Annotated in this window: 29 protein-coding genes; 20 read left to right on the top strand and 9 right to left on the bottom strand. The window is 41.4% G+C overall.

Annotated elements, in window-relative coordinates; translation table 11 throughout:
- Positions 1–379: 379 nt before the first annotated feature.
- From O2S85_RS12010 to O2S85_RS11970, 9 genes are all read left to right on the top strand, one after another.
- Entirely contained in the window at positions 380–1,312 is a 933-nt protein-coding gene (locus tag O2S85_RS12010) for an aldo/keto reductase (RefSeq protein WP_269409565.1), read from the top strand.
- 403 nt (positions 1,313–1,715) lie between these two features.
- Positions 1,716–2,225: a diaminobutyrate acetyltransferase gene (gene ectA, locus O2S85_RS12005; RefSeq protein ID WP_269409564.1), complete on the top strand. Its 510-nt coding sequence runs from the start codon at positions 1,716–1,718 to the stop codon at positions 2,223–2,225.
- 43 nt (positions 2,226–2,268) lie between these two features.
- A complete protein-coding gene (gene ectB, locus O2S85_RS12000) occupies positions 2,269–3,516 on the top strand; it encodes a diaminobutyrate--2-oxoglutarate transaminase (protein WP_269412572.1) in 1,248 nt (415 codons plus the stop codon).
- Positions 3,517–3,555: 39 nt separating this feature from the next.
- Entirely contained in the window at positions 3,556–3,942 is a 387-nt protein-coding gene (locus O2S85_RS11995; RefSeq protein ID WP_269409563.1) for an ectoine synthase, read from the top strand.
- A 598-nt stretch (positions 3,943–4,540) separates the two neighbouring features.
- Positions 4,541–5,707 (top strand): betaine/proline/choline family ABC transporter ATP-binding protein, encoded by a 1,167-nt coding sequence (locus O2S85_RS11990; protein WP_269409562.1) that lies wholly within the window; start codon positions 4,541–4,543, stop codon positions 5,705–5,707.
- A 3-nt stretch (positions 5,708–5,710) separates the two neighbouring features.
- The gene (locus O2S85_RS11985) at positions 5,711–6,355 is read left to right on the top strand and encodes an ABC transporter permease (protein ID WP_269409561.1); all 645 of its coding nucleotides are present in this window, start codon (positions 5,711–5,713) and stop codon (positions 6,353–6,355) included.
- 27 nt (positions 6,356–6,382) lie between these two features.
- Positions 6,383–7,297 (top strand): osmoprotectant ABC transporter substrate-binding protein, encoded by a 915-nt coding sequence (locus tag O2S85_RS11980; protein WP_500796419.1) that lies wholly within the window; start codon positions 6,383–6,385, stop codon positions 7,295–7,297.
- Entirely contained in the window at positions 7,297–7,959 is a 663-nt protein-coding gene (locus O2S85_RS11975; RefSeq protein ID WP_269409559.1) for an ABC transporter permease, read from the top strand. The genes O2S85_RS11980 and O2S85_RS11975 overlap by 1 nt, the downstream gene beginning before the upstream one ends.
- Positions 7,960–8,031: 72 nt before the next feature.
- Positions 8,032–9,702 carry a CocE/NonD family hydrolase gene (locus O2S85_RS11970; protein WP_269409558.1) on the top strand — a complete coding sequence of 557 codons (1,671 nt, stop codon included), beginning with the start codon at positions 8,032–8,034 and terminating at the stop codon, positions 9,700–9,702.
- A 161-nt stretch (positions 9,703–9,863) separates the two neighbouring features.
- On the opposite strand, the gene O2S85_RS11965 is transcribed toward O2S85_RS11970, so the two are convergent.
- Both O2S85_RS11965 and O2S85_RS11960 read right to left on the bottom strand, forming a co-directional pair.
- On the bottom strand, positions 9,864–10,208 hold the full coding sequence (locus O2S85_RS11965; protein ID WP_367748339.1) for a hypothetical protein: 345 nt from the start codon (positions 10,206–10,208) through the stop codon (positions 9,864–9,866).
- Between the two features lie 6 nt (positions 10,209–10,214).
- Complete coding sequence (locus tag O2S85_RS11960) at positions 10,215–11,003, bottom strand: hypothetical protein (protein WP_269409557.1); 789 nt, start codon at positions 11,001–11,003, stop codon at positions 10,215–10,217.
- A gap of 131 nt (positions 11,004–11,134) precedes the next feature.
- Between O2S85_RS11960 and O2S85_RS11955 the strand changes: the two genes are divergently transcribed.
- The 5 genes from O2S85_RS11955 (at position 11,135) to O2S85_RS11935 (ending at position 16,506) form a co-directional block, all read left to right on the top strand.
- On the top strand, positions 11,135–11,662 hold the full coding sequence (locus O2S85_RS11955; protein ID WP_269409556.1) for a CBO0543 family protein: 528 nt from the start codon (positions 11,135–11,137) through the stop codon (positions 11,660–11,662).
- A 310-nt stretch (positions 11,663–11,972) separates the two neighbouring features.
- Positions 11,973–13,139, top strand: coding sequence for a hypothetical protein (locus tag O2S85_RS11950; RefSeq protein ID WP_269409555.1), 1,167 nt, complete (start codon positions 11,973–11,975; stop codon positions 13,137–13,139).
- A 79-nt stretch (positions 13,140–13,218) separates the two neighbouring features.
- A complete protein-coding gene (locus tag O2S85_RS11945) occupies positions 13,219–14,451 on the top strand; it encodes a metal-dependent hydrolase family protein (protein ID WP_269409554.1) in 1,233 nt (410 codons plus the stop codon).
- A 111-nt stretch (positions 14,452–14,562) separates the two neighbouring features.
- Positions 14,563–15,861, top strand: a complete 1,299-nt coding sequence (locus tag O2S85_RS11940) for a M20 family metallo-hydrolase (RefSeq protein ID WP_269409553.1) — start codon at positions 14,563–14,565, stop codon at positions 15,859–15,861.
- A 219-nt stretch (positions 15,862–16,080) separates the two neighbouring features.
- Positions 16,081–16,506 carry a hypothetical protein gene (locus O2S85_RS11935; protein WP_269409552.1) on the top strand — a complete coding sequence of 142 codons (426 nt, stop codon included), beginning with the start codon at positions 16,081–16,083 and terminating at the stop codon, positions 16,504–16,506.
- Here O2S85_RS11935 and O2S85_RS11930 read toward each other — a convergent pair.
- The 3 genes from O2S85_RS11930 to O2S85_RS11920 form a co-directional block, all read right to left on the bottom strand.
- Positions 16,430–17,338: an IS3 family transposase gene (locus tag O2S85_RS11930; RefSeq protein WP_269409551.1), complete on the bottom strand. Its 909-nt coding sequence runs from the start codon at positions 17,336–17,338 to the stop codon at positions 16,430–16,432. The genes O2S85_RS11935 and O2S85_RS11930 overlap by 77 nt on opposite strands.
- 20 nt (positions 17,339–17,358) lie before the next feature.
- A complete protein-coding gene (locus O2S85_RS11925) occupies positions 17,359–17,802 on the bottom strand; it encodes an HTH domain-containing protein (protein ID WP_269409550.1) in 444 nt (147 codons plus the stop codon).
- A 728-nt stretch (positions 17,803–18,530) separates the two neighbouring features.
- A complete protein-coding gene (locus O2S85_RS11920; protein ID WP_269409549.1) occupies positions 18,531–19,394 on the bottom strand; it encodes an EamA family transporter in 864 nt (287 codons plus the stop codon).
- Between the two features lie 111 nt (positions 19,395–19,505).
- Between O2S85_RS11920 and O2S85_RS11915 the strand changes: the two genes are divergently transcribed.
- The gene (locus O2S85_RS11915) at positions 19,506–20,285 is read left to right on the top strand and encodes a 3-hydroxybutyrate dehydrogenase (RefSeq protein WP_269409548.1); all 780 of its coding nucleotides are present in this window, start codon (positions 19,506–19,508) and stop codon (positions 20,283–20,285) included.
- 46 nt (positions 20,286–20,331) lie between these two features.
- On the opposite strand, the gene O2S85_RS11910 is transcribed toward O2S85_RS11915, so the two are convergent.
- Together O2S85_RS11910 and O2S85_RS11905 are read right to left on the bottom strand one after the other, a co-directional pair.
- Positions 20,332–21,039, bottom strand: coding sequence for an RpnC/YadD family protein (locus O2S85_RS11910; protein WP_269409547.1), 708 nt, complete (start codon positions 21,037–21,039; stop codon positions 20,332–20,334).
- Complete coding sequence (locus tag O2S85_RS11905) at positions 20,981–21,334, bottom strand: RpnC/YadD family protein (RefSeq protein WP_269409546.1); 354 nt, start codon at positions 21,332–21,334, stop codon at positions 20,981–20,983. Before O2S85_RS11905 ends, O2S85_RS11910 begins: the two co-directional genes overlap by 59 nt.
- Positions 21,335–21,679: 345 nt before the next feature.
- Here O2S85_RS11905 and O2S85_RS11900 point away from each other — a divergent pair, with 345 nt between their 5' ends.
- On the top strand, positions 21,680–22,516 hold the full coding sequence (locus O2S85_RS11900; RefSeq protein ID WP_269409545.1) for an Rpn family recombination-promoting nuclease/putative transposase: 837 nt from the start codon (positions 21,680–21,682) through the stop codon (positions 22,514–22,516).
- Between the two features lie 137 nt (positions 22,517–22,653).
- Positions 22,654–22,920, top strand: coding sequence for a hypothetical protein (locus tag O2S85_RS11895; RefSeq protein WP_269409544.1), 267 nt, complete (start codon positions 22,654–22,656; stop codon positions 22,918–22,920).
- A 25-nt stretch (positions 22,921–22,945) separates the two neighbouring features.
- Here the strand turns inward: O2S85_RS11895 and O2S85_RS11890 are convergent, their stop codons facing one another.
- Positions 22,946–23,263: a hypothetical protein gene (locus O2S85_RS11890; protein WP_367748100.1), complete on the bottom strand. Its 318-nt coding sequence runs from the start codon at positions 23,261–23,263 to the stop codon at positions 22,946–22,948.
- Positions 23,264–23,518: 255 nt separating this feature from the next.
- Between O2S85_RS11890 and O2S85_RS11885 the strand changes: the two genes are divergently transcribed.
- From O2S85_RS11885 to O2S85_RS18810, 3 genes are read left to right on the top strand one after another with little or no spacing between them, the layout of a single operon-like run.
- Complete coding sequence (locus O2S85_RS11885) at positions 23,519–24,307, top strand: HAD family hydrolase (RefSeq protein ID WP_269412570.1); 789 nt, start codon at positions 23,519–23,521, stop codon at positions 24,305–24,307.
- A 25-nt stretch (positions 24,308–24,332) separates the two neighbouring features.
- Positions 24,333–24,755, top strand: a complete 423-nt coding sequence (locus O2S85_RS18815; RefSeq protein ID WP_367748097.1) for a hypothetical protein — start codon at positions 24,333–24,335, stop codon at positions 24,753–24,755.
- Positions 24,745–25,317: an ornithine cyclodeaminase family protein gene (locus O2S85_RS18810; protein ID WP_367748094.1), complete on the top strand. Its 573-nt coding sequence runs from the start codon at positions 24,745–24,747 to the stop codon at positions 25,315–25,317. The genes O2S85_RS18815 and O2S85_RS18810 overlap by 11 nt, the downstream gene beginning before the upstream one ends.
- Positions 25,318–25,660: 343 nt before the next feature.
- On the opposite strand, the gene O2S85_RS11875 is transcribed toward O2S85_RS18810, so the two are convergent.
- Positions 25,661–26,233 carry a cupin domain-containing protein gene (locus O2S85_RS11875; protein ID WP_269409543.1) on the bottom strand — a complete coding sequence of 191 codons (573 nt, stop codon included), beginning with the start codon at positions 26,231–26,233 and terminating at the stop codon, positions 25,661–25,663.
- Between the last annotated feature and the right edge of the window lie 50 nt (positions 26,234–26,283).

Raw genomic sequence — 26,283 nt, 5'->3', positions numbered from 1 at the left:
TCCTTTACCTCCGTGCGATAAGTCAACATCGATTCGGGGGACAAAGGAAGGCCGACTAAGAACGGACTTTGCGTCCAACGTCGGCATACCCCCTATGAAGGGGCATGGTTTCCTTTATCTCCTGCGGTAGGAATGTTCGGTTAAAACCGCTGCTTTGCGCAGCAACACCGAACCACCCGTGTTGCACGGGCGCAGCACATACGCCGCTAAACGGGCGCCTGCGCTTTTCTACATTCATTCATTAATAAATTATGCTAAACCGAAAAAAGTGTAATAGGCGGGCATAATAATAGGGGAAAATCTGAATACGTTTCATCCAACAATTTTTGTGATACATTATTTGGGAGAGCGTTTTAATTAGGGAAAGGAGAAGGTTACAATGGCAAATCAAACAAAGTTGGGAAAGTCGGATATCAATGTTTTTCCTGTTGGTTTAGGTACTAACGCAGTAGGTGGACACAATATATACCCGAACATGCTTGATGAGGAGCAGGGGAAAAATGTTGTTCGTACTGCGCTCGATAATGGAATCAATATGCTGGATACTGCGTTCATTTATGGACCCGAACGTTCGGAGGAATTAGTTGGTGAAGTTATGAAAGAATACCGGCGTGAGGACATAGTACTGGCAACAAAAGGAGCACATAAGTTTGTCGGTGAGGACGTTGTCATGGATAATTCACCGGCATTTCTAAAACAGGCAGTAGATGATAGTCTGCGCCGGTTACAAACCGATTATATCGACCTATTTTACATTCATTTTCCAGATGAGAAAACGCCAAAAGATGAAGCAGTTGGCGCATTGAAAGAATTAAAAGATGCAGGAAAAATCCGCTCGATTGGCGTATCCAATTTTTCGCTTGACCAGCTGAAAGAAGCGAATAAGGATGGCTATGTCGATGTGATTCAATCAGAGTACAACCTGCTCAATCGAAAGGCAGAACAGGATATTTTTCCGTATACAGCTGAAAATCGGATTACGTTCATTCCTTATTTTCCGCTGGAATCAGGTCTTTTGGCAGGAAAATATAATCTGCAGACTACTTTTTCGGATTTTCGGGCTCAGAAGCCTAGTTTTCAGGGAGAAGCATTTAAACAAAACCTGGAAAAAGTCGATCAAGTGCGTGAGATTGCTACACGTTACGGGGAAGATGTTGTCCATGTTGTTCTTGCGTGGTATTTCAGCAGGCCATCATTGGACGTGATTATTCCCGGCGCCAAACGCCCGGAGCAAGTGGCTAGCAATAAACGGGCGGCAGAGGTTCATTTATCTGCAGAAGATATTCAAAAAATAGACGCGATTTTTTCTTAATACAACAAACGAATAACTGCGCCGTACATGAATTTATGTGCGGCGCAGTTATTTTTTAAAAGCTAAGAAACGCTGTAGATGATGGCAAAATCGCTATAGATGTAAAGTGGAGGGTTGTTTTACATCATTTTTAGCGTCTTTTAAACAGGTTCATATCAGCCTCTTGTTTGGACAAAGTCTCCAAAATTCGGATTATTCCATACCATTTGCCAGCTATTGATAAGGTGTGATGAATAAATACGATTCACTTCAACTGATCACGTTTAACCGAGCTATATCACGTTTAATGCGTTTTGACGAAATATTGGCGGTCGTTTAAGCTATTAAACGTGCAATTGTTTTTTGAAATCAATCTGGAGGTGGGAGCATTAGTAATAGCGTAACGAAGGAATTAGTGAAGCCAATGTTAACAACAAAGGAATTTCATTTTCGCAGGCCTGAAAAAAACGATGGAGCGGCCGTTTGGGAACTGGTGAACGATACTGGTGTATTGGATCTGAACTCTTCCTACAGCTACCTGATGTGGTGTGAAATATTTTCTGAAACATCGATTGTGGTAGAGAAAGATGGGGATATTGTCGGCTTTATTTCCGGGTTTATCAATCCGAAAAATGAGAATTGTCTTTTTATCTGGCAAGTTGCTGTGGATGAATCCCAACGCGGCAATGGACTGGGAACCAAGATGTTATTGGAGTTATTGGAACGGGATTGTTGCCGAGACATTGCGTATGTAGAAGCAACGGTATCGCCATCAAACATACCGTCACAACACTTATTTTTAGGCCTGGCAAAAAAACTTGATACAAAATGTTCTATATCTAATTATTTTCTATCCATTGATTTTCCGCGAACAGGACATGAAAACGAAATGTTATACAAGATTGGTCCGATAAAGGAAAAAATAAACCGATAAAAGGATGATTTGATTGACAACAGCAGTATTAAGCGATGCGAAAATGAAAACGTTTGAAGAATTGGAATCGACGGTAAGAAGCTACAGTCGTAGTTGGCCAACTGTTTTTACGAAGGCCAAAGGGTATAAGCTGTGGGATATTGATGATAAAGAATACATTGATTTTTTTGCTGGGGCAGGGGCGTTAAATTACGGCCATAATAATGATGCCATGCAAGAAAAGTTGATTAATTATATTCGAAAAGACGGAATTATTCATAGCCTCGATATGGGAACAACCCCTAGACAAGAATTTTTAGAACGCTTTAATGATATTATTCTGCAACCAAGAGAACTTGATTATCAGGTGATGTTTCCTGGACCAACCGGAACCAATACGGTTGAAAGTGCTTTGAAAATTGCCAGAAAAGTAACCGGGCGCGATACGGTCATTAGTTTTACCAATGCCTTTCACGGGATGACCATTGGTTCGCTGTCTGTAACTGGAAATTCCTTTAAGCGTCATGGGGCGGGCATTCCACTGCATCATTCGGTATCGATGCCATTTGATGAATATGTAGAGGACCAGGATTCGATCGCATATCTGGAACGATTTTTAGAAGATAGCGGCAGTGGTGTAGCGCTACCGGCAGCGATTATTTTGGAAACTGTTCAAGGAGAAGGTGGCATGAATGCTGCTCGGATGGAATGGCTGAAAAAAGTTGAAAATATTTGCCGGCGCTGGGATATTTTGCTCATTGTCGATGATGTCCAGGCTGGATGCGGGCGAACGGGAACTTTCTTCAGCTTTGAACCAGCGGGAATTAATCCGGACATTGTTTGCCTGTCTAAATCGATTGGCGGAATTGGACTGCCCATGGCGATCACCTTAATCAAACCGGAATATGATCAATGGGGACCAGGCGAGCATAATGGGACATTCCGCGGCAATAATCTGGCTTTTCTTGCAGCTACCGAAGCGCTAACCTACTGGGAGACAGCTGAGTTTAGTGATGCAATTATGAAAAAAGCGGACTTCTTGCATGATAGAATTAACCGAATCATCCCAAAATACCCTGAATTAAACGGAGAAGCACGTGGTCGAGGCTTAATGCAAGGGATCGCCATTGATAACACAGATGACCTAACCGCAAAAATTTGTTCCGAAGCATTTGAACGTGGATTAATCATAGAAACATCTGGACCTACTGATGAGGTTATTAAATTTTTGCCGCCACTAATTATTGACGAAGCAGGTCTGGAAAAAGGCATGAACATTCTAGATGCAAGCATTAATCAGGTTTTGCAGTAATATACATGGAAGGTAAACCATTGGAGAGGAGAAATAGTTATGATCGTAAAATCGCTGGAAGATATCATTGGAACGGAAGACGAAACATCAGATGGGAATTGGACGAGTCGCCGGTTTTTATTAAAAAAAGATAATGTTGGTTTCAGTGTTAATGATACTGTCATTAAAGCAGGTACGGAAAATTACTTCTGGTACAAAAACCATATTGAGTCGGTATATCTGATAGAAGGAGAAGGTGAAATCGAGAAGGTAGAAACCGGGGAGGTATGGCAACTGAAACCGGGAACCATGTATACTTTAAATGAAAATGACAAACATATCGTCCGCGCCAGAACCCAAATGCGCATGGTCTGCGTATTCAACCCGCCACTAGTTGGTCGCGAAACACATAACGAAGAAGGATATTATCCGTTGTTGACGGAATAATGGGATGGGGGACAGGAATCATCCGGGGCCCGGGACTTCCTTAAAGTAAATCGCTGATAGAATGGCTGAACCCGCTGATAGAACGTGCAGAACCGCTGATAGAACGCCCGAACCCGCTGATAGAATGCTGTAAATCGCTGATAGAACATGCGAAATCGCTGATATATCATCGGCTGATGCATAAAAAAGAAAAATCACCTTTTTCGCTTGTTTGTTGATAGTCTGGAAGCGATGACCCCGGTGTCTGCCGTGATACAATCACCGCCCCAACCACAAATAAATAGGTTATCACCAAAAGCAGATGCAAGGATCTCGGATTCTTGCATCTGCTTTTTTGTATGGATTTCAATTCAGCAATTATTTCCATTTTGTGGCGGGGCAAGAGAACTGACTGTCTGGCCAACGTCGCCCGCATGTACCACCTCAAAATACAAATCCTGTCGAAATTCTAAGCAAATGGGAGCATATTCACGTTATCCACTTTATAAAGTTTGTAAAGTAAATGTTATACGTATTTTTAAAAGTTTACGAGTTCGATTTTTTTATATATACTGTAAAAGTACTATTCGGCAAGACTTATTCGGAGGTGTTTGAAGAATTGCTAGAATTTAAGAATGTAACCAAAAAATATAGCGGGAAGAAACCTGCTGTCAAAAACTTAAACCTTAACATTGAAAAAGGGGAATTTGTTTGTTTTATCGGACCAAGTGGATGTGGTAAAACAACAACAATGAAAATGGTCAATCGACTCATTGATATTACAGAAGGGTCAATCCTGGTTGATGGGAAGGATATTTATGAACAAGATCCTGTTCAATTACGTCGTTCGATTGGCTATGTCATCCAGCAAATCGGCCTGATGCCGCATATGACCATTAAAGAAAATATCGTGCTGGTTGGAACATTATTAAAATGGTCCAAAGAACAAAAAGATGCCCGGGCGCGTGAATTAATTAAGTTGGTAGATTTACCGGAAGAATATTTGGACAAATATCCACATGAATTAAGTGGTGGACAGCAACAGCGAATTGGTGTATTGCGTGCACTTGCTGCAAACCCACCATTGATCTTAATGGACGAGCCATTTGGTGCGCTTGATCCAATTACAAGGGATTCATTGCAGGATGAATTTAAGAAACTGCAAAAAGAACTGGGAAAAACGATTGTGTTTGTTACGCATGATATGGATGAGGCATTGAAGCTAGGCGATCGCATCGTGATTATGCGTGATGGAGAAATCGTCCAAGCGGATACACCAGATGAAATTCTCCGGAACCCGGCCAATGAGTTTGTGGAAGAATTCCTTGGCAAAGAACGACTGATCCAAGGTCGTCCAGATGTAACAACGGTAGGTCAAATTATGGGAACTTCTCCTGTCACAGTTAAACCAGATGAATCCCTCAAATCGGCTATTTCCACAATGCGCAATAAACATGTCGACTCCTTGCTTGTTGTTGATTCCGAGAACGTATTAAAAGGATTTATTGATATTGAAATTATTAATCTGGCATATAAAAAAGTCAAAACTGTCGGAGAGGCCATGGAGAAAGAACCACTATCTGTCACTAACGACAGTTTACTAAGAGATACCGTTTATAAGATTTTACGACGCGGTGTGAAGTACGTGCCGGTTGTAGATGAAGACCATCGTGTTGTCGGGATCGTTACACGGGCAACACTGGCAAATCTTGTCTTTGATACCATCTGGGGAGATGGCTTTGATATCGATGAGAACCAAGGACAAGTTGGACAGGGGGCGATATAGACTATGGCTGAATTTTTCACTGCACATGGAAACGAGTTGATCATAAAAACTTGGGAACATTTGTATATTTCATTAGCTGCGATTCTGCTTGGGATTGTTGTGGCTGTTCCACTTGGGGTTTTATTTTCCCGAATGCCCAAAGTAGCTGACAAGTTGATTTCATTCGTTGGTATTTTACAAACGATACCAAGCCTGGCTATTTTGGCCTTCTTTATTCCATTGATAGGTGTAGGTAAATTTCCTGCAATCATTGCCCTGTTTTTCTATTCATTACTACCGATTTTACGCAACACGTATATCGGGGTACGCGACGTTGATGGTAGTGTCAAAGAAGCCGGGAAAGGAATGGGCATGAGCGGCTGGCAATCGATTTATAAAATAGAATTACCACTAGCTTTGCCGGTGATTATGGCCGGTGTTCGTTTATCGACCGTTTATTTGATCGGCTGGGCAACGCTTGCTGCATTTATTGGCGGCGGTGGTCTTGGTGACTTTATTTTTGACGGACTAAATCTATATCAACCTTCTTTAATCATTGCAGGTACGGTTCCAGCAACGATTCTTGCTTTAATTGCGGATCAGTTGCTTGCCCTGATTGAGAATCGATTAACGCCAAGTGGCTATAAAGAAACGTCTGAAGCAGCGTAAATGGAGGTGACATGTTTGAAGAAAAGAATGGTAAAAATATTGGGTGCCATTTTGGTGCTATTTCTGATATCGGGTTGTTCTTTACCCGGTCTTGCCAGTACCACCAAACAAACGGTGAAGATTGGTACCTTGGCAACATCAGAATCAGAAATCATGGCAAATATGCTGGCATTGATGATTGAACGAGAAACGGATTTGGATACGGAGCTTGTAACTGACCTGGGATCATCAATTGTCCAGCACCAAGGAATGATGCGCGGTGATCTTGATATTACCTCAACCCGCTATACAGGTACAGATATCTCCGGTGCATTGGGCATGGATCCTGTCACCGACCCGGACAAGGCGAGGAAAATCGTCAGACGGGAATTTCCGAAACAGTTTGATCAAACATGGGAGGACTCCTATGGATTTGAGAATAGTTATTCTGTAGCTGTAACCGAGAAATTCGCCGAAGAACACGACATTGAAACGGTGTCTGATCTAGAACCGTATGCCGATGAGTTGCGATTCGGTGTGGACAATGCCTGGGTCAACCGAAAAGGGGATGGGTATGATGGGTTTAAGCAGACCTACTTCCCATTTAATGAGGTATATCCGATGAACACTGGACTTGTTTACCAAGCAGCGGCAAGTGGCCATATGGATGTGGTGCTTGCATACTCGTCAGATGGCCGAATCAAGGAGTTTGATCTGAAGGTGTTGAAAGATGATAAACACTTCTTCCCACCGTATGATGGATCACCGGTTATTCGCAATGATGTATTGGAAAAATATCCACAATTGGAAAACATCACAAAAAAACTAGCGGGAACCATTTCAACGGAAAAAATGCAAGAGTTAAACTATCAAGCGGACGTGGAATTAACGAGTCCAAAAGAAGTAGCCAAACAGTTTTTGGAGGAAAACAATTATTTCGAGGCTAAGAAGGAGGGGAACTAATGGAGACGCTTAGTCAATTCATCGATTTTATGAGCAATAACACTGGCTATGTTTGGGAAGAATTTTACCGTCACTTTTTAATGGCGGCATATGGGGTGTTGTTTGCTGCCATATTCTCGATTCCCCTTGGCATTCTGATTGCGAAATATGGAAAGCTGAGTAACTGGGTATTGGCAATTGGCAGTATTATCCAGACTATCCCGGCGTTGGGTGCACTTGCCGTGGTGATGATTGTCCTTGGTCTTGGTACGAATACAGTCATTGTCACATTAATGTTCTATTCCATCCTGCCCATTACGCAAAATACGTACGTTGGGATGAAAAATGTAGATAAAACAGTCGTTGAAGCAGGATTTGCATCTGGAATGACCCGATTTCAATTATTACGGATGGTCGAATTGCCACTTGCGATTAGTGTGATCATGGCTGGACTCAGAACGGCATTGGTTGTTGGAATCGGGATCGCTGCGGTTGGTGCATTTGTCGGTGCCGGTGGTCTGGGTACAATTATTATTCGGGGAACAAACGCAACAGATGGCACTGCCCTAATTTTTGCCGGAGCCATTCCTACCGCACTAATGGCAATTATTTGCGATTTGGTGTTGGGTTGGATTGAACGCCGACTTGACCCGGTCAAATCATCAAAAACCCAAACCACTTAAACAAAATGGTAACACTTGAATGGTCATGTCAGGTGTTACCTTTTCCTATTCAAGGGAGGAGTAAAAATAACGATGCATAAAGATATGATGGTAGAAAAAGATGTTGCTTGTAAACTAAGTGATGGCACGATATTACGGGCAGATATTTACCGTCCAGATGATCAACTAACCCATCCGGTGCTGATGCTGCGTTTGCCATACGATAAAACGGTAAAGCGTTATTACGATGAATATGTGCGTGTGCCACGGATGGTTGAAGCCGGATATGTTGTGATTTTGCAGGATGTTCGCGGACGTTTTGCCTCAGAAGGAGAGTTTTATCCATTTATTAATGAAGGAAAAGATGGATATGAAGCGGTCGAATGGGCAGCCCGATTACCGTATGCCAATGGAAAGGTTGGTTTGTTTGGTATGTCATATCATGGTTATACGCAACTGGCTGCAGCGGCGGAAATGCCACCTTCTTTAAAAGCGATTGCGCCAGTGATGACGATGGCGGATCCATGGCAAGATTTACTCGGCGGCGCATCACTGGCAAGCAGTTCCGCCAATTTCCAGACATGGACGCTTGGCTCGATTGTCCATGATCAATTGCAACGTCGCCATGATCCAAAGGCGGACAGAGCATTGGAATTGATCGAGCAGCTGCCTGAGTTGTTACAGGAACGGCCTGCAAATGATTGGTGGCCGATGAAAGAGCTCGACCCGGAATCCTTTTATTTTGAGGTGATGGACGGGGAATTGCCTGCTGAACAGATCGCAAACATGTCTGTAAAGGAGCAATTAAAGGACGTCACGATCCCCGCTTTGTTTATGGGGGGATGGTATGATGCGTTACTTTCATCGACATTAGCAGCTTATCATGCTTACAATGGACCACGTATGTTATGGATCGGGCCGTGGACACATGAAGAAATGACCGGACATGCAGGAGAGAAATTTTTCAGCAATGCCGAGACCAATATCGGGGTCGATCAGATACAAGATCCGACTGAAATTCATATAAAATGGTTTGACAAATGGTTAAAAGATAAGCCAATGCCAATCGAAAAACCGGTTCATCTTTATTTGATGGGACAGGAGAAATGGGCAGCCTTTGATGTCTGGCCACCGACAACAGAGCAAAGAGTATTGTATCTGGATAGTAAAGGTCATGCGCAAACCCGAGATGGGGATGGTCGCTTATCTACGGTTCCAGCAAATCAGGAGACATTGGCGTCTTTACGATTGGATCCAGACAATCCAGTGCCAACGAGGGGTGGCGGTGCGCTGATTGCCGGTTATGAATCTGGTGTGTTTGCGATTGGTGACATTCAGGATCGTGGAGATGTGCTTGTCTATACCGCGACAGCACAAGAGGATGCACTCTCTATTCTGGGAACAGTTCGCGCATCGATTTGGGTTTCCGCTGCCACGCCGTTAACCGATTTGGCGGTACGGTTGTCAGATGTAGCTCCAAATGGAGAAGTGATCAATATTATAGATGCTTTTCATAGACAACAAACAAACACCATTGGCGAACCAGCCTGTATGGACTTAACCATCGGACACACCGCTTATTTGCTACAGGCTGGACATCAATTACGTTTGGATATCGCAGCGAGCAATTCCCCGCTTTACGATGTGAATCTAAACAATGGCCAAACCACAAAAACCGCGATTCATGGTAAGGTGGCCTATGAGCATGTTTATCATGGCGGATCACGATCATCGAAAATTATTCTGCCGATTGTAAATAAGTGATGGAAGAAGGGTGATTCCATTTAAGGGTCACCCTTCTTCGTTAAGTACCAGTTTGACTTTGGCCACACCTAACGCAAAATGTTCCCACAGAATCTTCTCTATTTCATCAGCTTGTTGTTCTTCACAATTAACAATCAGAATTACTTCCGCATGTTTACCACTCAGTCTGCGTGGACCATTACGGGTAACCGATACAATATCAGTTTTATGACAAAGCCAAGCACAAAACCAATAATAGCACTGATTAATCCCCAAATGATAGGTCCCCATGCCAAGCGTAATCCAACACTTACGCCAATGACCGAAAATCCGGTTGCGAGTGATATGCCGATATCAACCAGTGATACGCCATCCGCACGATGAATACTGTCAAATAAGCGGCTTTTTTCTATTCGGTTATTCAATGGGACGGCAAAAATATTTTCTTGCGTCACCCCTCGTTGCTCCATCTGTTTTAATGCCAGTTCAACATAAATATTACTATCAAAGGTGGAAAATAGCTGCATGTCTGATCACTTCACTTTTTGTCCTTTTACCAAGCGAAAATGTGGATGTTGATAATGGTCCATTAGGTAATTTCGTTGTTCCTGCTCAAACAATTTATTATTCTCGACTGTGTTTATATAGGAATCATATATCGAAAAACCGTAGACGGAAGGCAAGAACAACAGCCAATCGGGTTTTATCAGGTTCGTTGCCTGATCAAACTCCCCGAAAAACAAGTAGGGAACGGCTTGTGGAAAATGTGAGAAATAGAAAAAAATGACCGTCCAAATGGTCACAAAAAAAGCAACCCCAATACGATGGATATACAGCTGCCCGAGTCCGGGAACAAAAAATGACCATATCAGTGCCATGACCGGATTACGTTTATCCAGGTAGTTAATTTCCAATGATCCCAGCGTAAATGAATTAAACCGATGATTTTCACTATCAGCAAGAATGAAGATTTTGTTCATATCAACCGTTGTGCGATAACTATCCCAAATACTAAATAGATAGACCGGCATATAGAGGAGCAGCCATCTTGTATCCAGAACATGAATGGCCTTATCGAACTCGCCCAGGAACGTATAGATGATTCCGTAATTAATGTTAGCTTGCAAATTAACGAAGACTTCCCAGATAAACAAAATAAAACCCCTGATATACTTGGATAATAGTAAATGGCCGAGACCTGGAAACGCGGCACTCCACCAACCGATAATGTACGGGTTTCTGAGGTGAAGCTGTGTGGTGCCAAATACGCTGACATGTGCGAGATATCGTCTGGCTGTATTGTCATTGGTGTAATTGTTCATGTTGACCACCACCCTCCATGTCGCTTACTTAGATTAACCAAATGCGGGAATATTATTCTTTTAAGCCATGTATAGGAATCGTGTGGTGACAAAACCTAGCCATGAACTTCCCCGTAAAGGTGGTGTGGGGCATGTTGTTTTCGAAAGTGAATGAGATGATTGAACGAGAAAGAGAGTTCATTGAATTGGGAAAACAATATTTTTTTGAACAAGTGCTGTTTTCCTATCAGTGGTGGCTACTTGTCTGTATAACAGTAGGCATGTGGATATTATGGTTCATATTGGTCGATAGAAAACACATGCCACCGATCTTGTTTGTAGGAATGTTTTCCAGTTTAATTGCTTTTTCTCTGGATAATATTGGCCGATCGCTCCATTTGTGGTTTTATCCCTATCAATTAACATTCTTTTCATGGGAGTTTCTACCAGTTGATTTGGCAATCATTCCGGTATGTTATATGATTTTATATCAGTATATAAGGCCATGGTTATTATATTTGCCCATCCTGGTGATATTGGCCTTATTGGCTGCCTTCATTGTGGAGCCACTGTTCGTACTTGCGGATTTATATAGATTAATTCACTGGAAGCACGTATTCTCTTTACCCTTTTACATAATAATCGGCGTGGTGTTGAAATGGGTAGCGGACCGTGTATAGCGGTGGGACGAGGGGACAGGCACCTTGTTCCACCATATTTTTACATGGTAGAAAATGGATGGTAAAGGTGCCTGTCCCTCTGTCCCGCCCTTGTAATTTTATCCATTGTAGCTGTTCATGTTTATCCCTTATGCAATCGTTTTCTTTGTTGGTAGAATAATATGACGCGAATTTTGCATTTTACGACTATCATAAAAATATTTAATTAATTTCGTGTAAAAGATAGAAAATTGTCGAAAACACGTATAGACAAATTATTTTGGGAGTGATATATTATGAATCACCTTATTAAAAAGGAGGGACTAATACGATGAATAATCCGATAATTTTTACAGTTATGATCTTTGCTTTAATCGCACTAGGTGAATGGCTATCCATAGTTACCAGGGCGAGGGTTCCCATGCTGTTAACTGCGATGGTTGGATATCTGGTTTGTATATGGACAGGTATTTTCCCGGAAGATATTCTGGACAAATCTCAGTTTGCCGCCCTGGGTGCCATTCTGATTGGTCCCGCCATTTTGCATATGGGTACAATGATTCCTTTGTCCGTCTTAAAGCAACAAATCAAGGCGGTAGCGATTGCTTTGGGAGGGGTCATTGTCTCAGGAATTCTGATTCTTGTGACAGTATCGCTGATTTTTGATTATCCATCAGCGGTTGCTGGAGTTGGTCCGATAAGTGGAGGAGTGATCGCGCTGATCGTTACGTCTGATAAATTATCAGAACTCGGGATGCAATCATTGGTTGTTATCCCTGCACTGGTTGTTGCGTTTCAAGGTGTGATGGGTATGCCACTGGCGATGAATTTTATGCGAAGGTACGCCTTACGAATGCAAACGGACATGGATAATGGGTCATTTGTAGCAATGGCGAATGAAGGTGCCGCAACATTAGAGACAGTTAAAACGAAAAAGTCTGGGCCATTGAAATCCAGTACGACATTGAAATTATTCTTTGTATTCGTCGGTGCGGCAATTGGGGTAGTTCTTGGTGAGATCACGCCCATCCATTACAGTTTGTGGTGTCTGGCAATTGGTCTGATTGGCCATAAACTGGGCGTGTTCGAGGCGAAAACCTTGGAGAAATCTAATTCATTTACAGTTGTTATGATTGCGATTATCTTTGTCGTCATCGGACAAATGGCAGATGTTACGCCATCGGATGTACTGGATAATTTACCTAAGATCCTATTAATCTTAATCATTGGCACTTTGGGAATTGCGATCGGCGGTTATCTCACTTCCAAATTGGTCAAATGGCATCCGTACAAAGGTATGCCTGTCGCATTAACGGCATTATTTGGCTTTCCTGGTGATTTCCTGCTCTGTGAAGAAGTATCGAGAAGTGTTGCCAGGAATGAACAAGAAGAGAAGCAGATTTTCGATGAATTACTGGCACCGATGTTAATTGGCGGTTTTACCACTGTCACCGTCGCATCTGTCATTATTGCCGGAATTCTCGTACAAACATTGTAGAAAATGGAAATTCCCTCTAATATAGAGATGTTGAGGGCATTTTCATATTTTCATAATAAAACTACAGGAGGTAAGAAACATGGGAAAACAATTGATTAGAAATGGATTACTGATTGACGGAAATGGCGGGGAAGTACAGAGGGATCATGTCGTTGTTACGGATGGCGAACGAATTGCATATGTCGGACCGGAAAGTGATTATCGGACGACTGGAGATGAAACCGTGATTGATGCCCAAGGTGGTACTATTCTTCCCGGATTTATTGACTCACACGTGCATATGATGATGGAATATCAATCAGTAGCAGAAAAGTTGGCTACACCTTTTTCATTCATGTATTACAAAGCTGCAGAATATTTGAAAACCACGCTTCATGCCGGTGTTACATCTGTTCGTGATGCGCTCGGTACTGATTTGGGTGTAAAAAAAGCTGTAGAGGAAGGGTTAATTCCCGGTCCACGCTTGCAATTAAGTATTAATGCATTAACTATTACTGGTGGACACGGGGATGGCTATACGGTTTCCGGAAATGTGCTCGATATTTTACCGTCCGGCTATCCGGGAATGCCAAATGGGAAATGTGATGGTGTTGAGGAAGTACGGAAAAAGACGCGTGAAATGCTGCGTGCCGGTGCGGAAGTCATTAAGGTTCACGCAACCGGCGGGGTACTAAGTGCAACCGACCATCCGGAATTCACACAATTTTCTTTGGAAGAATTAAAGACGATTGTTGAGGAAGGTCATTTTCGAAAAGGTATTAAAGTCATGGCCCACGCCCAGGGTGCGGAAGGAATTAAAAATGCAGTGAAAGCCGGCATTCATTCGATTGAACATGGTATTTTCATAGATGATGAGGCCATTGAATTAATGCTTGAAAACGGTACGTACCTGGTTCCAACTTTGCTTGCACCTGTGGCTGTATTGGAAACAGCCGATGAAGTGGGCATGCCGGTAACCGCTGTGCAAAAATCCAAGGAGGTCATCGAACAGCATCGGGAAAGTTTCACAAAAGCCTATAAAGCTGGTGTTAAGATCGCCATGGGTACCGATGCTGGTGTCTTCAAGCATGGAACAAACTTGCGCGAACTTGGCTTGATGGTTGATGCCGGTATGACCCCAATGGAATCAATTGTTGCCTCCACCAAAACAGCTGCGGAATGTTTAGGCTGGGATGATAAAGTAGGTACCCTTGAACAAGGAAAGCTGGCTGATATTGTTGTTGTAGAAGGTAATCCGTTAGAAGATATTTATTCACTAGCCAATAACGACACTATAAAAACTGTCATAAAAAATGGGCAAGTGGAGAAATAATGGGACATAGGAATGACACGGGGACGGTTCTTTTTGTCCCACCATATCTTTACATGGTAGAAAATGGAGGGGCGGGGAGCCTGTCTCTCTGTCCTACGAGGGGGGATTTAAGTGAAACAAGAAAAGCAATTGTTACTGCAAGAAAAGTTGCTGGAAAGTTATAATGATGGTTATGATCATGATGGGGTTTCCGGTAAACGGCTGGCATCAAGACTGGATCAGCTTGCCCAAATCGGTTTAACTGATGACAATGGATCCAATCGTCCGGGATATTCCAAAGAAGAAAAAGCAGCACAAAAACTCGTATCTGACTGGATGCGGGAGGCAGGATTAAAAGTTTATTGGGATGGTGCCGGAAATGTGATTGGTCGATTGGATGGCAAAAATAATAAATTTCCAGCAATCATGAGTGGTTCCCATCTGGACAGTGTTCCCAATGGCGGGCATTTTGATGGAACTCTTGGTGTTTTATCATCCTTGGAAGTTGTCGAGGCTTGGAATGCTACTGGGTACCAGCCAGAAAAGCCTTTTGAAGTGATTATTTTTACCGACGAAGAAGGTTCACGGTTTAATGGTGGGTTAAACGGTAGTGAGGCGATGATCGGTGAAGGGGACATGGAAGAAAAATTAAAGCAGGTTGATAAAGACGGCATGAGCTTTACTGAAGTTCTGGAGGATGTTGGTCTGAATGTTGACGGCTATCAAGCGGCACAGCGTAACCTGGACGAATTGGAAATGTTTGTGGAATTACATATCGAACAAGGTAAACGCTTGGAAAAGGAACAGTTGCCATGCGGAATTGTAACAGGAATTGCCGGACCATGCTGGATAGAATTTACGATAACCGGTAAGGCAGGTCATGCGGGTAATACACCAATGGATGATCGGAATGATGCATTGGTTGCGGCTAGTCAATTTATTTATGAAGTAAACAAGATTCCACAACAAGTCAATAACTCGGCCGTCGCAACAGTTGGCAAACAAATAGTGGAACCAAATGGGGTAAATGTGATCCCTGGTAAGGTTACGTTTTATGTAGATATCCGTGATATTCAGGAAGATACAAGGGATGAAGTTGTGGATCGCGCATTAGCATTGGGTGAAAAAATTGCTGAGGAACACCAAGTCAGAGTAGAACACACGGTGAAAATGCGGGAAATGCCGATTCCGATTCAAAAAGAGGCACAAGACCTCTTAGCACAATCAGTCGAAGAAAACGGAATCCGGCCGTATCGTTTGCCAAGTGGGGCGGGTCATGATGCCGCGGTGATTGGCCGCAAGATACCTGTGGCAATGTTGTTTGTACAGAGCAAGGACGGGATTAGCCATAACCCGGCAGAATGGTCCGATTTGAATGATTGTGTGCAGGGAATTCATGTATTGAAAAATTTCCTGGAAAAACTGCAATAAGGTGAAACTTCAATTAGTAGGGGAGTATTGCTATTAATGCGAAATAAAAAATAACCCCTCCTATGCGTTTTAAAGTGGACCCCTTGTCAAGGACACTTTGAAAAAAACCACTAACTTTTTTTGCTTGTTCCTCTTATGCTTGCTTCATAGGAGGAGCGGTGGCAAGTCCAAGCATACGCTCAAAACTAAGAGCGTGTGCTTTTGTCATCCACTAAAAATATGAAGAGACATTGTTTATCAAGTTTGGAAGCATTAGAGTTTTCTGTTTTTCAAGATGAACATGCGTTACGAATTTTCCCTAATTGGATGGTAAGATATTTTGAATCTCTCACAGAAAAGGAACAATGGCAATATTTTCTAGCCTATCGAAAAGTTGCCGATCAAATGCTATCCGAATCATATCTTATTGATCAATTAAAATGGATATTAAAGTATCCATCCATCGAATTAGAGTATGATCTATATGTGAAAGCTCGAATAGACCCTGATTTTTATGAGGAGGAAGTCTTTCTACCAGAGAAATGGACCGAACTACAAGAAAAATACGAGACACGATTCCAACAAGCAATTAGTCTTTTAGAGGAACAACAACGGGAAGATCAGGTGTCTTCACAAGATGAGCCAGAGGATACACTCCCGTTTTAATGAATTCTGCATATTGATTGGGGGATAACTTTGCGAGACCCCATTGATAGCGTTCGTTGTTGTAGTAATCCATATAGTCATCAATTTTGATAGAAAGATCCGAAAAAGTAATTATGTAGCCAAGATTCCCTAAATCATCTTTCATGTGACCAAAGAAAGATTCTTGCGGTGCATTGTCCCAACAATTCCCTCGGCGTGACATGGATTGCCGTAATTCTTTATCATTCAGTAGCGATTGAAATTGCATACTAGTGTAGTGTACGCCCTGGTCGGAATGGATCAGGGTTTTCTGTTTTTTAGGAATCGCATGATGTTCAATTAAGTATTCAATCATTTCCAAAACAAAATCCACTTCTAACGATTCACTAAGTGCATAAGAAAGAATTTGATTGGTAAACGCATCTTTTATGGTAGATAAATAGGCTTTCTGACCTCGTCCAAAGTAGAGATAGGTAATATCCGTAAGCAAGACCGTTTTGGGACCATGAGCTTTAAATTGACGATTTAAATGATTAGGCTTCGTTGCATGTTCTTGCCTGGCTTTTGCCATTCGTTTGTAAGGATTAGGTTTCCTAATCGGACATATGAGATTATATTTATTCATCAGTCGTTGAATCTTCTTGCGGTTCATGACGATTCCTGTTTGAAGAAAGCGCATATAAATGCTTCTTGATCCCTTTGCATATCCGCGATATTGATAGACTTCTAGAATCAATTCAAAATCAGTGCGATCTTGTTTCTCACGCTCCTTACGCTTCTCTTCCTGCTTAAACCATGCATAATAACCTGAACGAGAAACCTGAGCAATCTCACATAACCACCTGATATTCAAGAGGTTATGATCTCTTTCCGTTAATGTTTGGATGAGTTGATATTTTTCTTGGGCAAAGCTTTGGCTGCTTTGCGATGGATAAAATTCATTTTTTTTAAAGCATCAATTTGTTGTTTTTGCAAAGCGACTTTATGTTTGAGATAGGCGATTTCTTCATCAGGTGTGCGTTCTTTCGTTTGACGGCGCCCAGAATGTTGCGTACGTAAATCCGTAAAACCTTCTGTTCTATCCGCCATTTTTCGTATCCTGCGAGAGAAACTCTTGATTCTTTCTTTCCCTATCACTTGTGTATCAAACCCTGCTTCTCTAAAGATTTGTGTAGGAAATTTCCCTTGATCTAATTCATGCATGAAATGTCGCTTATAGGCTTCAGAATAGGTAATAGCTTTGTTAGAGACCTTATCCACATAAGGATTCCTTTTTAGTTCTTCTATCTGTTTATCCGAAAAATAATGCACACCCATGTGATCAACTCCCACTTATAATATTTTAAAATGATTATTCAGATGAAATGAACCATTTATGCATAGTTTTGAGCCATAGGTTGCAGAAAATGGAGCCCCCTAATGGAAAACCACTCTTTTAAGAAGAGATTCAGAGCCACAGCGAAAGCTGCTTGCCATTGACTGTAACGCCCGATTCTTTGCATTTGATGGAAGGGGTCGGGGGCCCCGCCAGCAAATGCTTAGAATCGGTTTGTCCGTGTTATCATATTTGAGCAGGTGTGCCTATTTGGCATTATTTATGACAGACCTGCGATTATTCCTCAACACGGACAAAAGTTAAGTCAATGGTGGCGGACTATAGTATTTATGCTAGTTATGTGGCCGTGTCTCTCCTTTCCACAGTTATTGGCTCAAACATCCGCATTCAGTGGATCAAAAGTCCGCACTGCTGGCTCAAACTGGTCGCAATACTCATAAAATAAGTATACGACAAAGAACCCTATAAAACGGAACGGATAAGTAGTTTTTTATCCGTGTCTGTTTTATAGGGTTCAGTTTATTTTGAAGGGCGTGGAGGGATTATTTTTCTCTAGCTGCCTGACCCCTCTTGATGGGGTTCAGTCTATTATGACCGTTCCATGTTATGGCATGGAGTAAATTCCACCTTATCACTTAATTGTACCAAACTTTTTATAAATTTTCGGACTTTATTTACAAATGATCAATCTTTATTATAATTATCAAACTCACCCGGAAAACGTTAGGGCAATAATCCCGATTACCATCATACCAGAAGCTATCACTCTGCGTATGCCAAATCCTTCACGCAATAGGTACGTCCCCATGATCGCGCCAATCAGAATACTGACTTCCCGGACGGGTGCGACGTGACTGACCGGTGTAAACATCATGGTTGTCAAAATGAGGATGTAAGCCAATGGATTTAGGATTCCTACACCAATCGCTTCTTTACGGTGTTGGCGCCAATCAGCTTTAACCTGGCTCCAATGTTTCTTGGCGACAGGGCTCAGCAGTAAAAATTGCGCAACAATACTTGCATACTCCAGCAATAACGGCTGCACATAAACAACACTAACCGCTCCCTTATCCAACAGCGTATATCCGGCAATCATCACACCGATCAATAATCCATACCCAATCGGCAGCAGTGAATTGGCCTTTCTAATAACCTGAAAACCGCCGGAGAGAATAAACACACTAACCACAATCAAAGCAACCCCGATGACACCAACCCAGTTGAGCCGCTCATTAAATAAAAAAATGGCAAAAATGGCGACAAGTAATGGCCCTGTTCCTCTGGCGATTGGATAAATGACGGAAAGATCACCAACTTTGTAACCTTTCTGCAAGGTAACGGAATAAGCCAAATGCAGGATGGCACTGCCAATGATAAATAATCCCTCCATCCAGCCAAGATTGATATGTTGATAGAAAAAGAAGACCATGATAATGGGAGCATAAATGATTGTACTCACTGCCAGATAAAGCCAAACGAAGGTGGAGCCACTATCAGAACGTTTGGCAAGATAATTCCATGTGGCGTGCATACATGCAGAAAGAATAATCAGGAAAAATGCGAATAAGGACATGTTTAAAAACTCCTTTGTAAGAATCTGCTCCAAAGATATGTTTTCATTTTAGTATAATTGGGAATAAAATAAAAGGTTATATGATTTGAACAGGAAAAAGGGGCTGTATTCATGTTTGTCGATGATAAGGTTGTGTTTATTACTGGTGCTGCCAGTGGTATTGGTTATCAAATTGGTGAAGCGTTTGTCAAGGACGGTGCCAAGGTTGTTTTCTCTGATATAAACAAAGAAAAATTACAGAAAGTCACAACAGACCTTAGCGGAAAAGAATACGAATGTTTTGGTGTCAAATGTGATGTTACGAAAGAAGATGAGCTCACTGCAGCCATTGATCAAACGGTTGACTGTTACGGTCGGCTGGATATTCTGATTAATAATGCCGGCATGCAGCATATTGCGCCAATTGAAGATTTTCCAACCGAAAAATTCGAATTTATTACCAAATTGATGCTTGTTGCTCCGTTTATGGCAATTAAACATGTATTTCCAATTATGAAAAAACAAGGATACGGACGAATTATAAATATGGCATCGATTAATGGTGTCATTGGTTTTGCTGGTAAAGCTGCCTATAACAGTGCCAAGCATGGTTTGATTGGGTTAACAAAAGTAGCTGCATTAGAGGGAGCGGAGGACGGCATAACTGTTAATGCCATATGTCCCGGCTATGTTGATACACCGCTTGTCAGAAACCAAATGGAAGATTTAGCAGCCAGCCGAAATGTTTCGGTTGAAAAGGTCTTGGAGGAAGTCCTTTATCCGTTAATTCCGCAAAAACGCCTGCTTGATGTACAGGAAATTGCCGACTACGCATTGTACCTGGCCAGTGATAAGGCAAAAGGGGTGACAGGCCAGGCAGTGTTGTTGGATGGCGGATATACGGCGCAATAGTTTTGGTAAACAAGCTGGATTTACTGCCAGCTTCGTTTACCATTAATTAGTCAAGTGATTTTTTTAACGATTCGATTTCTTCAAGGGATAGTTCGGTTAATTCCATGATTTTTTCATCGGAAAAGCCATCATGTATTAATTTTTTTGCGATGTCTTTTCGTTCCTTTTTAACGCCTTCTTCCATACCCTTTTCCATTCCTTTTTCAAGGCCAAGTCTCTCATATTCCTTAAAGATCGCTGCTAGTGTTGGTGAAGCTTCCATATTCCCGGCTTGCATATTCTCAATCTCCTCCTTTTCCACAAAATCAGTAATGTTATGTTCCAATTTTTGTTGAAGATCTTTGGGTATTTTAAGCAAATAATCGATGAAGTAAAATAAAGCATACAAATACAAACGTGGTTTTTCCTGTTCATTTGAAAATTGGTTTATAATTTGTGTCATTAGCTCCTGTTTAAAATTAAATTTTTCATTCGGGTCGTTCTTGTGTTCATTGGCATATTTGACAGCAATCACTGCAGCTGCAAGTGGATTGGTTGACTGTTCAAGTTCTTCTATACTGTGATCACGAAATTTGTAAGTATTGTAAGCGTAATGAAGCTTTGTACTGTAAAAAGAATAATAAAAATGATCACGGTATTGTGATTCCTGCTCCGATGTTAGAAGGGCAATAGCATATATCTCTTCGCCATGTTTGTCATAAATACGGTAAAAAATAACGAAACATACGCTTTGTGAATTGTTCACTTTCCTCATCTTGAACCTCAATATGGATTAGAATCCACTTATCTTTCCCATTTTTTAATGTTACTTGAACAAGTTGGTCGGTATAATTTCGCCCCTCTAAACTATCAATAATCATCCTATGAAATTCCTGCTTCAAAAAATCCGGCGCTTTGGTAAAGTCAATTTCCGGGTACAAATCAGGTGCAAAAAATTCCATGAATTCCTCGAACAATTGCTCAATCAACTTTTTCCATAGTCCATCATAATCTGGCGGGCTCTCATGATAAGATTCTTTTTCCTCGAGTACGATATCATTTGCCATCATTTTACCACATCCTTTTTGCATTGCCTAATGATGAAGTTAATCCTATTATATACGAACAAACGTTTCTCATCAATAGTTATTTAAATTTTTAAATTAGTCAGTTGCATAATGGCTCATTATTGGTATAATAGACCTAACCACACGACATATTCCTACATTACGCCACGAATAACCTCAATTGAGCAAGGGAAATCTAGTTAAATTTTACCATTATTGAAACAAAACAATTTGGGTGGGAGGAAGGGAAATGGGAGTTTACGTTTTTGTGGATATTTTACCCGTGATTGCCTAGGCTAGATGATCTAACAATGTCGGACATATAAACGAAAACGGGAGAGGATATGCATGGAAAGATTGAATCCATTGAATGACGTAGCGTTTAAAACAATATTCACCGATGAAGTGCTATTAAAGTCTCTTTTGAACGCCATATTGGATTTTGAAATTTCCAGTATAAGGCTTGCAGAAAATGAGGTGTTACCCGTAACAAAAGATGACAAACTGGGTATACTGGATATTAAAGCCTACACTGATTTGGGTGAAAAAATAAATATTGAGGTCCAGCTTGCAAATCAGTATAATATAAGTGAGAGGATTTTGTATTATTGGTCAAAATTATTTACTGCCGGATTTAAGAAAAGCAGGGATTATAAGGAGTTAACAAGGACAGTTTCCATAAGTCTTTTGGGATATAATGTTAATAATGAAGCTGATTTTCACTCTTGTTATCAACTATTAAACAGAAAGACAAAAAAACTTTTGACCAATAAATTGGAGATCCATTTCATTGAGACATTAAAATTCATGAAATTGATAGAAAACATAGACCTTAAAAATCCTCTGCACCGCTGGTTGATCTTTTTAAAAAGTGAAGACAAAATGCTTTTAGAGGAGGTAGCTGCATTGGATAAAAATATCGCTGAAGCAGAAGAAAAGCTATTTGCGCTTAACCTTGATAAAAACCTCAAAGAAGCATATGATGCCAGGGAAAGAGAAATAAATGACGAAATAACCCGTATGCGCGGAGCAAGAGATGAAGGGAAAGAAGAAGGAAAAAGAGAAGGAAAAAAAGAAGGAAAAAGAGAAGGGCAAAAAGAAATAGTAGAAGCAATGAGAAAACATGGTGTTACGGATGAAGATATTAAAAAAATGACCGGAATAGACCCTTCCGAATTAAGTTAAAATGACAAAAGGCTGCTCCAAGAGGTTAAAATCGTGAACATTTGGAGCAGCTTCTTATTTTATCACAATAGTAAATGCACCGCTGGTTGACTTTTTAAAAAAGTGAAGACAAAATGCTTTTAGAGGAGGTAGCTGCATTGGATAAAAATATCGCTGAAGCAGAAGAAAAGCTATTTGCACTTAACCTTGATAAAGACCTCAAAGAAGCATATGATGCCAGGGAAAGAGAAATAAATGACGAAATAACCCGTATGCGCGGAGCAAGAGATGAAGGGAAAGAAGAAGGAAAAAGAGAAGGAAAAAAAGAAGGGCAAAAAGAAATAGTAGAAGCAATGAGAAAACATGGTGTTACGGATGAAGATATTAAAAAAATGACCGGAATAGACCCTTCCGAATTAAGTTAAAATGACAACAGGCTGCTCCAAAAGGTCAAAAAATCGTGATCATGGGCAGCCTTTTAATAATCGGCGATCTCAACCTAATCGTGCTGTCAGCCGCATCAGTTCCCACTCGTTTTTGATTATTCACTACGATTATAATGTCACCGGATGCAATATCTGACATATACCTCTCAATCTGTTTATCTGTGACACCCAGGCTGCCTAGTTTTTCTTTCATATCTTTTGAAGGGTTGGAGTCGCCGGAGAAAAGATTCTTCATCTTGTTGGCAAAGGAAAGGTCATCATGATTTGTAGTATGGTTATTTACTACATGTGCATCAATTCGGTTCTTTAAATCATCTCTCATACTTTCATTAGCAAAAATGAAGATGTGATCGTTTTTAAAAACCTTTTAACCCGAGAACATTGGCAGTATTTACGGTATCTTCTTTGATGCGAAATGGTCCATAAATTTCATAGGCCATACTTTTCACCTCCTATGTGGATTTCTTTCATTTTATTACCGTGAAAGCCATTTCATGAATTGTTTTATAAAACAAAAAAGGAATTGGGGGAATCCATGGCGAATTATGTAATGATAGAGGTGAAAGGGGCGTTTTTTATGCTAAAGGCAATTTTATTTGATTTGGATGATACATTATTATGGGACGACAAAAGTGTCAATGAAGCATTCCGGGCGACATGTAAACTAGCGGAAGATAAATATCATATTGACCCCGGTCAGCTGGAAGAAAAAGTGAAAAGAAGTGCCCGCGCGTTGTTTGCTTCCTACGATACATATGATTTCGCGGAGGACATTGGTATCAGCCCATTTGAGGGACTTTGGGGGAACTTTTGCGATGAGGGAGAAACATTTCAAAAATTAAAGGCGATTGCACCGACATATCGGACGGCTGCATGGACAAGAGGGCTGCAGGATATAGGGATTGATGATGAGGAGCTGGGGGAATATCTCGGGGAAACATTTCCAAAGATGCGCAAAAAAATGCCATTTGTTTATGATGATACTTTTACAGTGCTTAATCAGCTGCAAGGAAAATTTCAATTATTAATGCTAACCAATGGTTCCCCGGACTTACAACATACGAAGCTTGATCTAACCCCAAAATTGGCTACGTATTTTGATCAGATTGTGGTGTCGGGGGATTTCGGGAAAGGGAAACCGGATCCAGGAATTTTTGATTATGCGTTGGAGCGTTTGGGTGTTGCAAACGATGAGGCGATCATGGTCGGAGATAACCTGATGACCGACATACTTGGAGCTTCCCGAGCAGGAGTTGATTCCATCTGGTTGAATCGTCGCGGACAAACACCAAGGGATGTAAACCCAACGTATGAAATAAAGGAATTAACGGAGATTTTGCCGATTGTAACCAAACTGCAGGAATGATAATTACGCCAAAAGGACGATTGGTATGCTTATTCTCAATGAGAAGGTTATTCAAGACAATTATGGTATGAAAGATACGATTGCCGATTTACAGCAAGGACTTATTTCCAAAAGCAAGGGATTAATTGAAAGCCCGCACCGCACTGTTATTGTTATACCGAAACACCAGGCTTCTTCTTTATATATGCCAAGCGCCGACCTAAATCAGGACGTTGCTTCCGTGAAAGTCGTCACCATTTTTCCTGAGAATCCGAAACAGGGAAAGCCAACGACTCAGGGAATACTGCTGCTGACAGATGCGGCAACCGGCGAACACTTATGTATGATGAATGCTTCCTATCTAACCCGATTGCGTACTGGAGCATTAAGTGCCATAGGAACCAAAAAGCTGGCGCGTACTGGTTCTAAAACATTGGGGGGTGATTGGAACCGGCGCCATGGCATTTGAACAGGTTCTGGGTGTATTGGAAGTACGCAAAATTAAAACGATCCATTTATTTAATCGAACCATGGAAAAGGCAGTACATTTTAGACAAAGGCTGCTTGATTTTGGTGTGGAAGCAGAAATTATGGTAGCAGATCAAGTGAATAAAGTGGTTGAAACCGCCGATATCGTTTGCTGCAGCACCAGGTCCAATGATCCCGTTTTCGATGGAAATGATTTGCAAGACGGTACACATATTAATGGCGTTGGCTCATACTTACCAACAATGCGTGAGGTTGATTTATTGACCATTAAAAAGTCAGGGAAAATTGTTGTGGATGATGTACAAAGTGCAAAGGAAGAGGCGGGGGAACTAATCTATGCCAATAAAAGTGGGGAATGGCGCTTTGAAGATCTTTATGGTGGACTTAGTCAATTAAGCATGGATGACACCATCGTGCGTGATTCGGACAAGGAAATAACCTTTTTTAAATCGGTCGGGGCAGCCTATTTTGACCTTGTTGTGGCAAAAGGTATTTATCAGAAAGCAAAACAGCTGGGGTTGGGTCATGATATTGAAGTTTGATTTGAAAAAAGGAGCGGGCAGGGATATCGAAAAAATACGTGTGTTTATAGAATGATTGATTTGGATGAAAGTTGATCGAGTCAGGCGCAAAGTCGATCGAGCACGGATGAAAGTTGATCGAGTCAGGCGCAAAGTCGATCGAGCACGGATAAAAGTTGATCGAGTCAGGCGCAAAGTCGATCGAGCACGGATGAAAGTTGATCGAGTCAGACGCAAAGTCGAACGAGCGCGTAGGAAAGTCGATCGAGTCAGGCGGTAAAGTCGATCGAACATGCGCAAAAATCAATCGAACTGTCCATGGCGACTCGATATTTTCGGTAGCCCTGCTAACCCTGGCCCCTAATTATCTGGTATAGTGAAAACCTGGGAAGCGGTTATTTTGCGAGCAGTCTTCGGATGGGCCAATGATGACAGTCCCGTTGATTGGTGCCAGGGTGTCTTTGACTTTGTTTTCATTGAGGCAGTAGGTATGGGCGAGAACTTCTGGTGGAGTTAAACGTAATATGTCAGATCCGAAGACAGTTTGCAGCATTGGTGTGTCGTGAATAGCGAGTAAGTGGGTTTCATCATCTGTTGCCTCCGCATAATGCCACCATCCTTGGGGAATGCTGGCAACTTTCCCAGGCATGAGATCGACTTCAATCAGTTTATTATTAAATGAGTTCATCAAGGAAATTTTCGCTGAACCTGTAATACAGTATGTGAGCTCGGATGCATTTGGATGATAATGTGGCTCGATCGTGTTGCCTTTTGTTAGGAAAATATCCAGTAAATATATATTCCCGATCGTATTTAATCGATTTGCACCCAGCGCATTAATATAATTTTTACTATCTTTTTCAAACAGTGGGTTATTGCTTAAATCATACGAATACTGAGCCGTTGAAGCTGTAAAATCCATATTGGAAACAGCCATTGTTATCGTCCTCCATTCAGGATCAACTTACATTCGTCTATATAAGATAT

It is taken from the genome of Lentibacillus daqui (assembly GCF_027186265.1).
Lineage (GTDB): Bacteria > Bacillota > Bacilli > Bacillales > Amphibacillaceae > Lentibacillus_C > Lentibacillus_C daqui.
This window is presented reverse-complemented; position numbering and strand designations above follow the sequence as displayed.

Bases quoted from the DNA above. Each gene is read 5' to 3' on its own strand.
- O2S85_RS11955 (WP_269409556.1), top strand. From the start codon at position 11,135: ATGTTGTTTTCGAAAGTGAATGAGATGATTGAACGAGAAAGAGAGTTC.
- O2S85_RS11905 (WP_269409546.1), bottom strand. From the start codon at position 21,334: ATGATGGCAAATGATATCGTACTCGAGGAAAAAGAATCTTATCATGAG.
- O2S85_RS11920 (WP_269409549.1), bottom strand. From the start codon at position 19,394: ATGTCCTTATTCGCATTTTTCCTGATTATTCTTTCTGCATGTATGCAC.
- O2S85_RS11985 (WP_269409561.1), top strand. From the start codon at position 5,711: ATGGCTGAATTTTTCACTGCACATGGAAACGAGTTGATCATAAAAACT.
- O2S85_RS11970 (WP_269409558.1), top strand. From the start codon at position 8,032: ATGCATAAAGATATGATGGTAGAAAAAGATGTTGCTTGTAAACTAAGT.
- O2S85_RS11900 (WP_269409545.1), top strand. From the start codon at position 21,680: ATGGAAAGATTGAATCCATTGAATGACGTAGCGTTTAAAACAATATTC.
- O2S85_RS11950 (WP_269409555.1), top strand. From the start codon at position 11,973: ATGAATAATCCGATAATTTTTACAGTTATGATCTTTGCTTTAATCGCA.
- ectB (WP_269412572.1), top strand. From the start codon at position 2,269: ATGAAAACGTTTGAAGAATTGGAATCGACGGTAAGAAGCTACAGTCGT.
- O2S85_RS11925 (WP_269409550.1), bottom strand. From the start codon at position 17,802: ATGGGTGTGCATTATTTTTCGGATAAACAGATAGAAGAACTAAAAAGG.
- O2S85_RS18815 (WP_367748097.1), top strand. From the start codon at position 24,333: ATGCTTATTCTCAATGAGAAGGTTATTCAAGACAATTATGGTATGAAA.
- O2S85_RS11890 (WP_367748100.1), bottom strand. From the start codon at position 23,263: ATGAGAGATGATTTAAAGAACCGAATTGATGCACATGTAGTAAATAAC.
- O2S85_RS11995 (WP_269409563.1), top strand. From the start codon at position 3,556: ATGATCGTAAAATCGCTGGAAGATATCATTGGAACGGAAGACGAAACA.
- O2S85_RS11960 (WP_269409557.1), bottom strand. From the start codon at position 11,003: ATGAACAATTACACCAATGACAATACAGCCAGACGATATCTCGCACAT.
- O2S85_RS11910 (WP_269409547.1), bottom strand. From the start codon at position 21,039: ATGAGGAAAGTGAACAATTCACAAAGCGTATGTTTCGTTATTTTTTAC.
- O2S85_RS12010 (WP_269409565.1), top strand. From the start codon at position 380: ATGGCAAATCAAACAAAGTTGGGAAAGTCGGATATCAATGTTTTTCCT.
- O2S85_RS18810 (WP_367748094.1), top strand. From the start codon at position 24,745: ATGGCATTTGAACAGGTTCTGGGTGTATTGGAAGTACGCAAAATTAAA.
- ectA (WP_269409564.1), top strand. From the start codon at position 1,716: ATGTTAACAACAAAGGAATTTCATTTTCGCAGGCCTGAAAAAAACGAT.
- O2S85_RS11915 (WP_269409548.1), top strand. From the start codon at position 19,506: ATGTTTGTCGATGATAAGGTTGTGTTTATTACTGGTGCTGCCAGTGGT.
- O2S85_RS11935 (WP_269409552.1), top strand. From the start codon at position 16,081: ATGAAGAGACATTGTTTATCAAGTTTGGAAGCATTAGAGTTTTCTGTT.
- O2S85_RS11975 (WP_269409559.1), top strand. From the start codon at position 7,297: ATGGAGACGCTTAGTCAATTCATCGATTTTATGAGCAATAACACTGGC.
- O2S85_RS11885 (WP_269412570.1), top strand. From the start codon at position 23,519: ATGCTAAAGGCAATTTTATTTGATTTGGATGATACATTATTATGGGAC.
- O2S85_RS11875 (WP_269409543.1), bottom strand. From the start codon at position 26,233: ATGGCTGTTTCCAATATGGATTTTACAGCTTCAACGGCTCAGTATTCG.
- O2S85_RS11980 (WP_500796419.1), top strand. From the start codon at position 6,383: ATGGTAAAAATATTGGGTGCCATTTTGGTGCTATTTCTGATATCGGGT.
- O2S85_RS11945 (WP_269409554.1), top strand. From the start codon at position 13,219: ATGGGAAAACAATTGATTAGAAATGGATTACTGATTGACGGAAATGGC.
- O2S85_RS11965 (WP_367748339.1), bottom strand. From the start codon at position 10,208: ATGCAGCTATTTTCCACCTTTGATAGTAATATTTATGTTGAACTGGCA.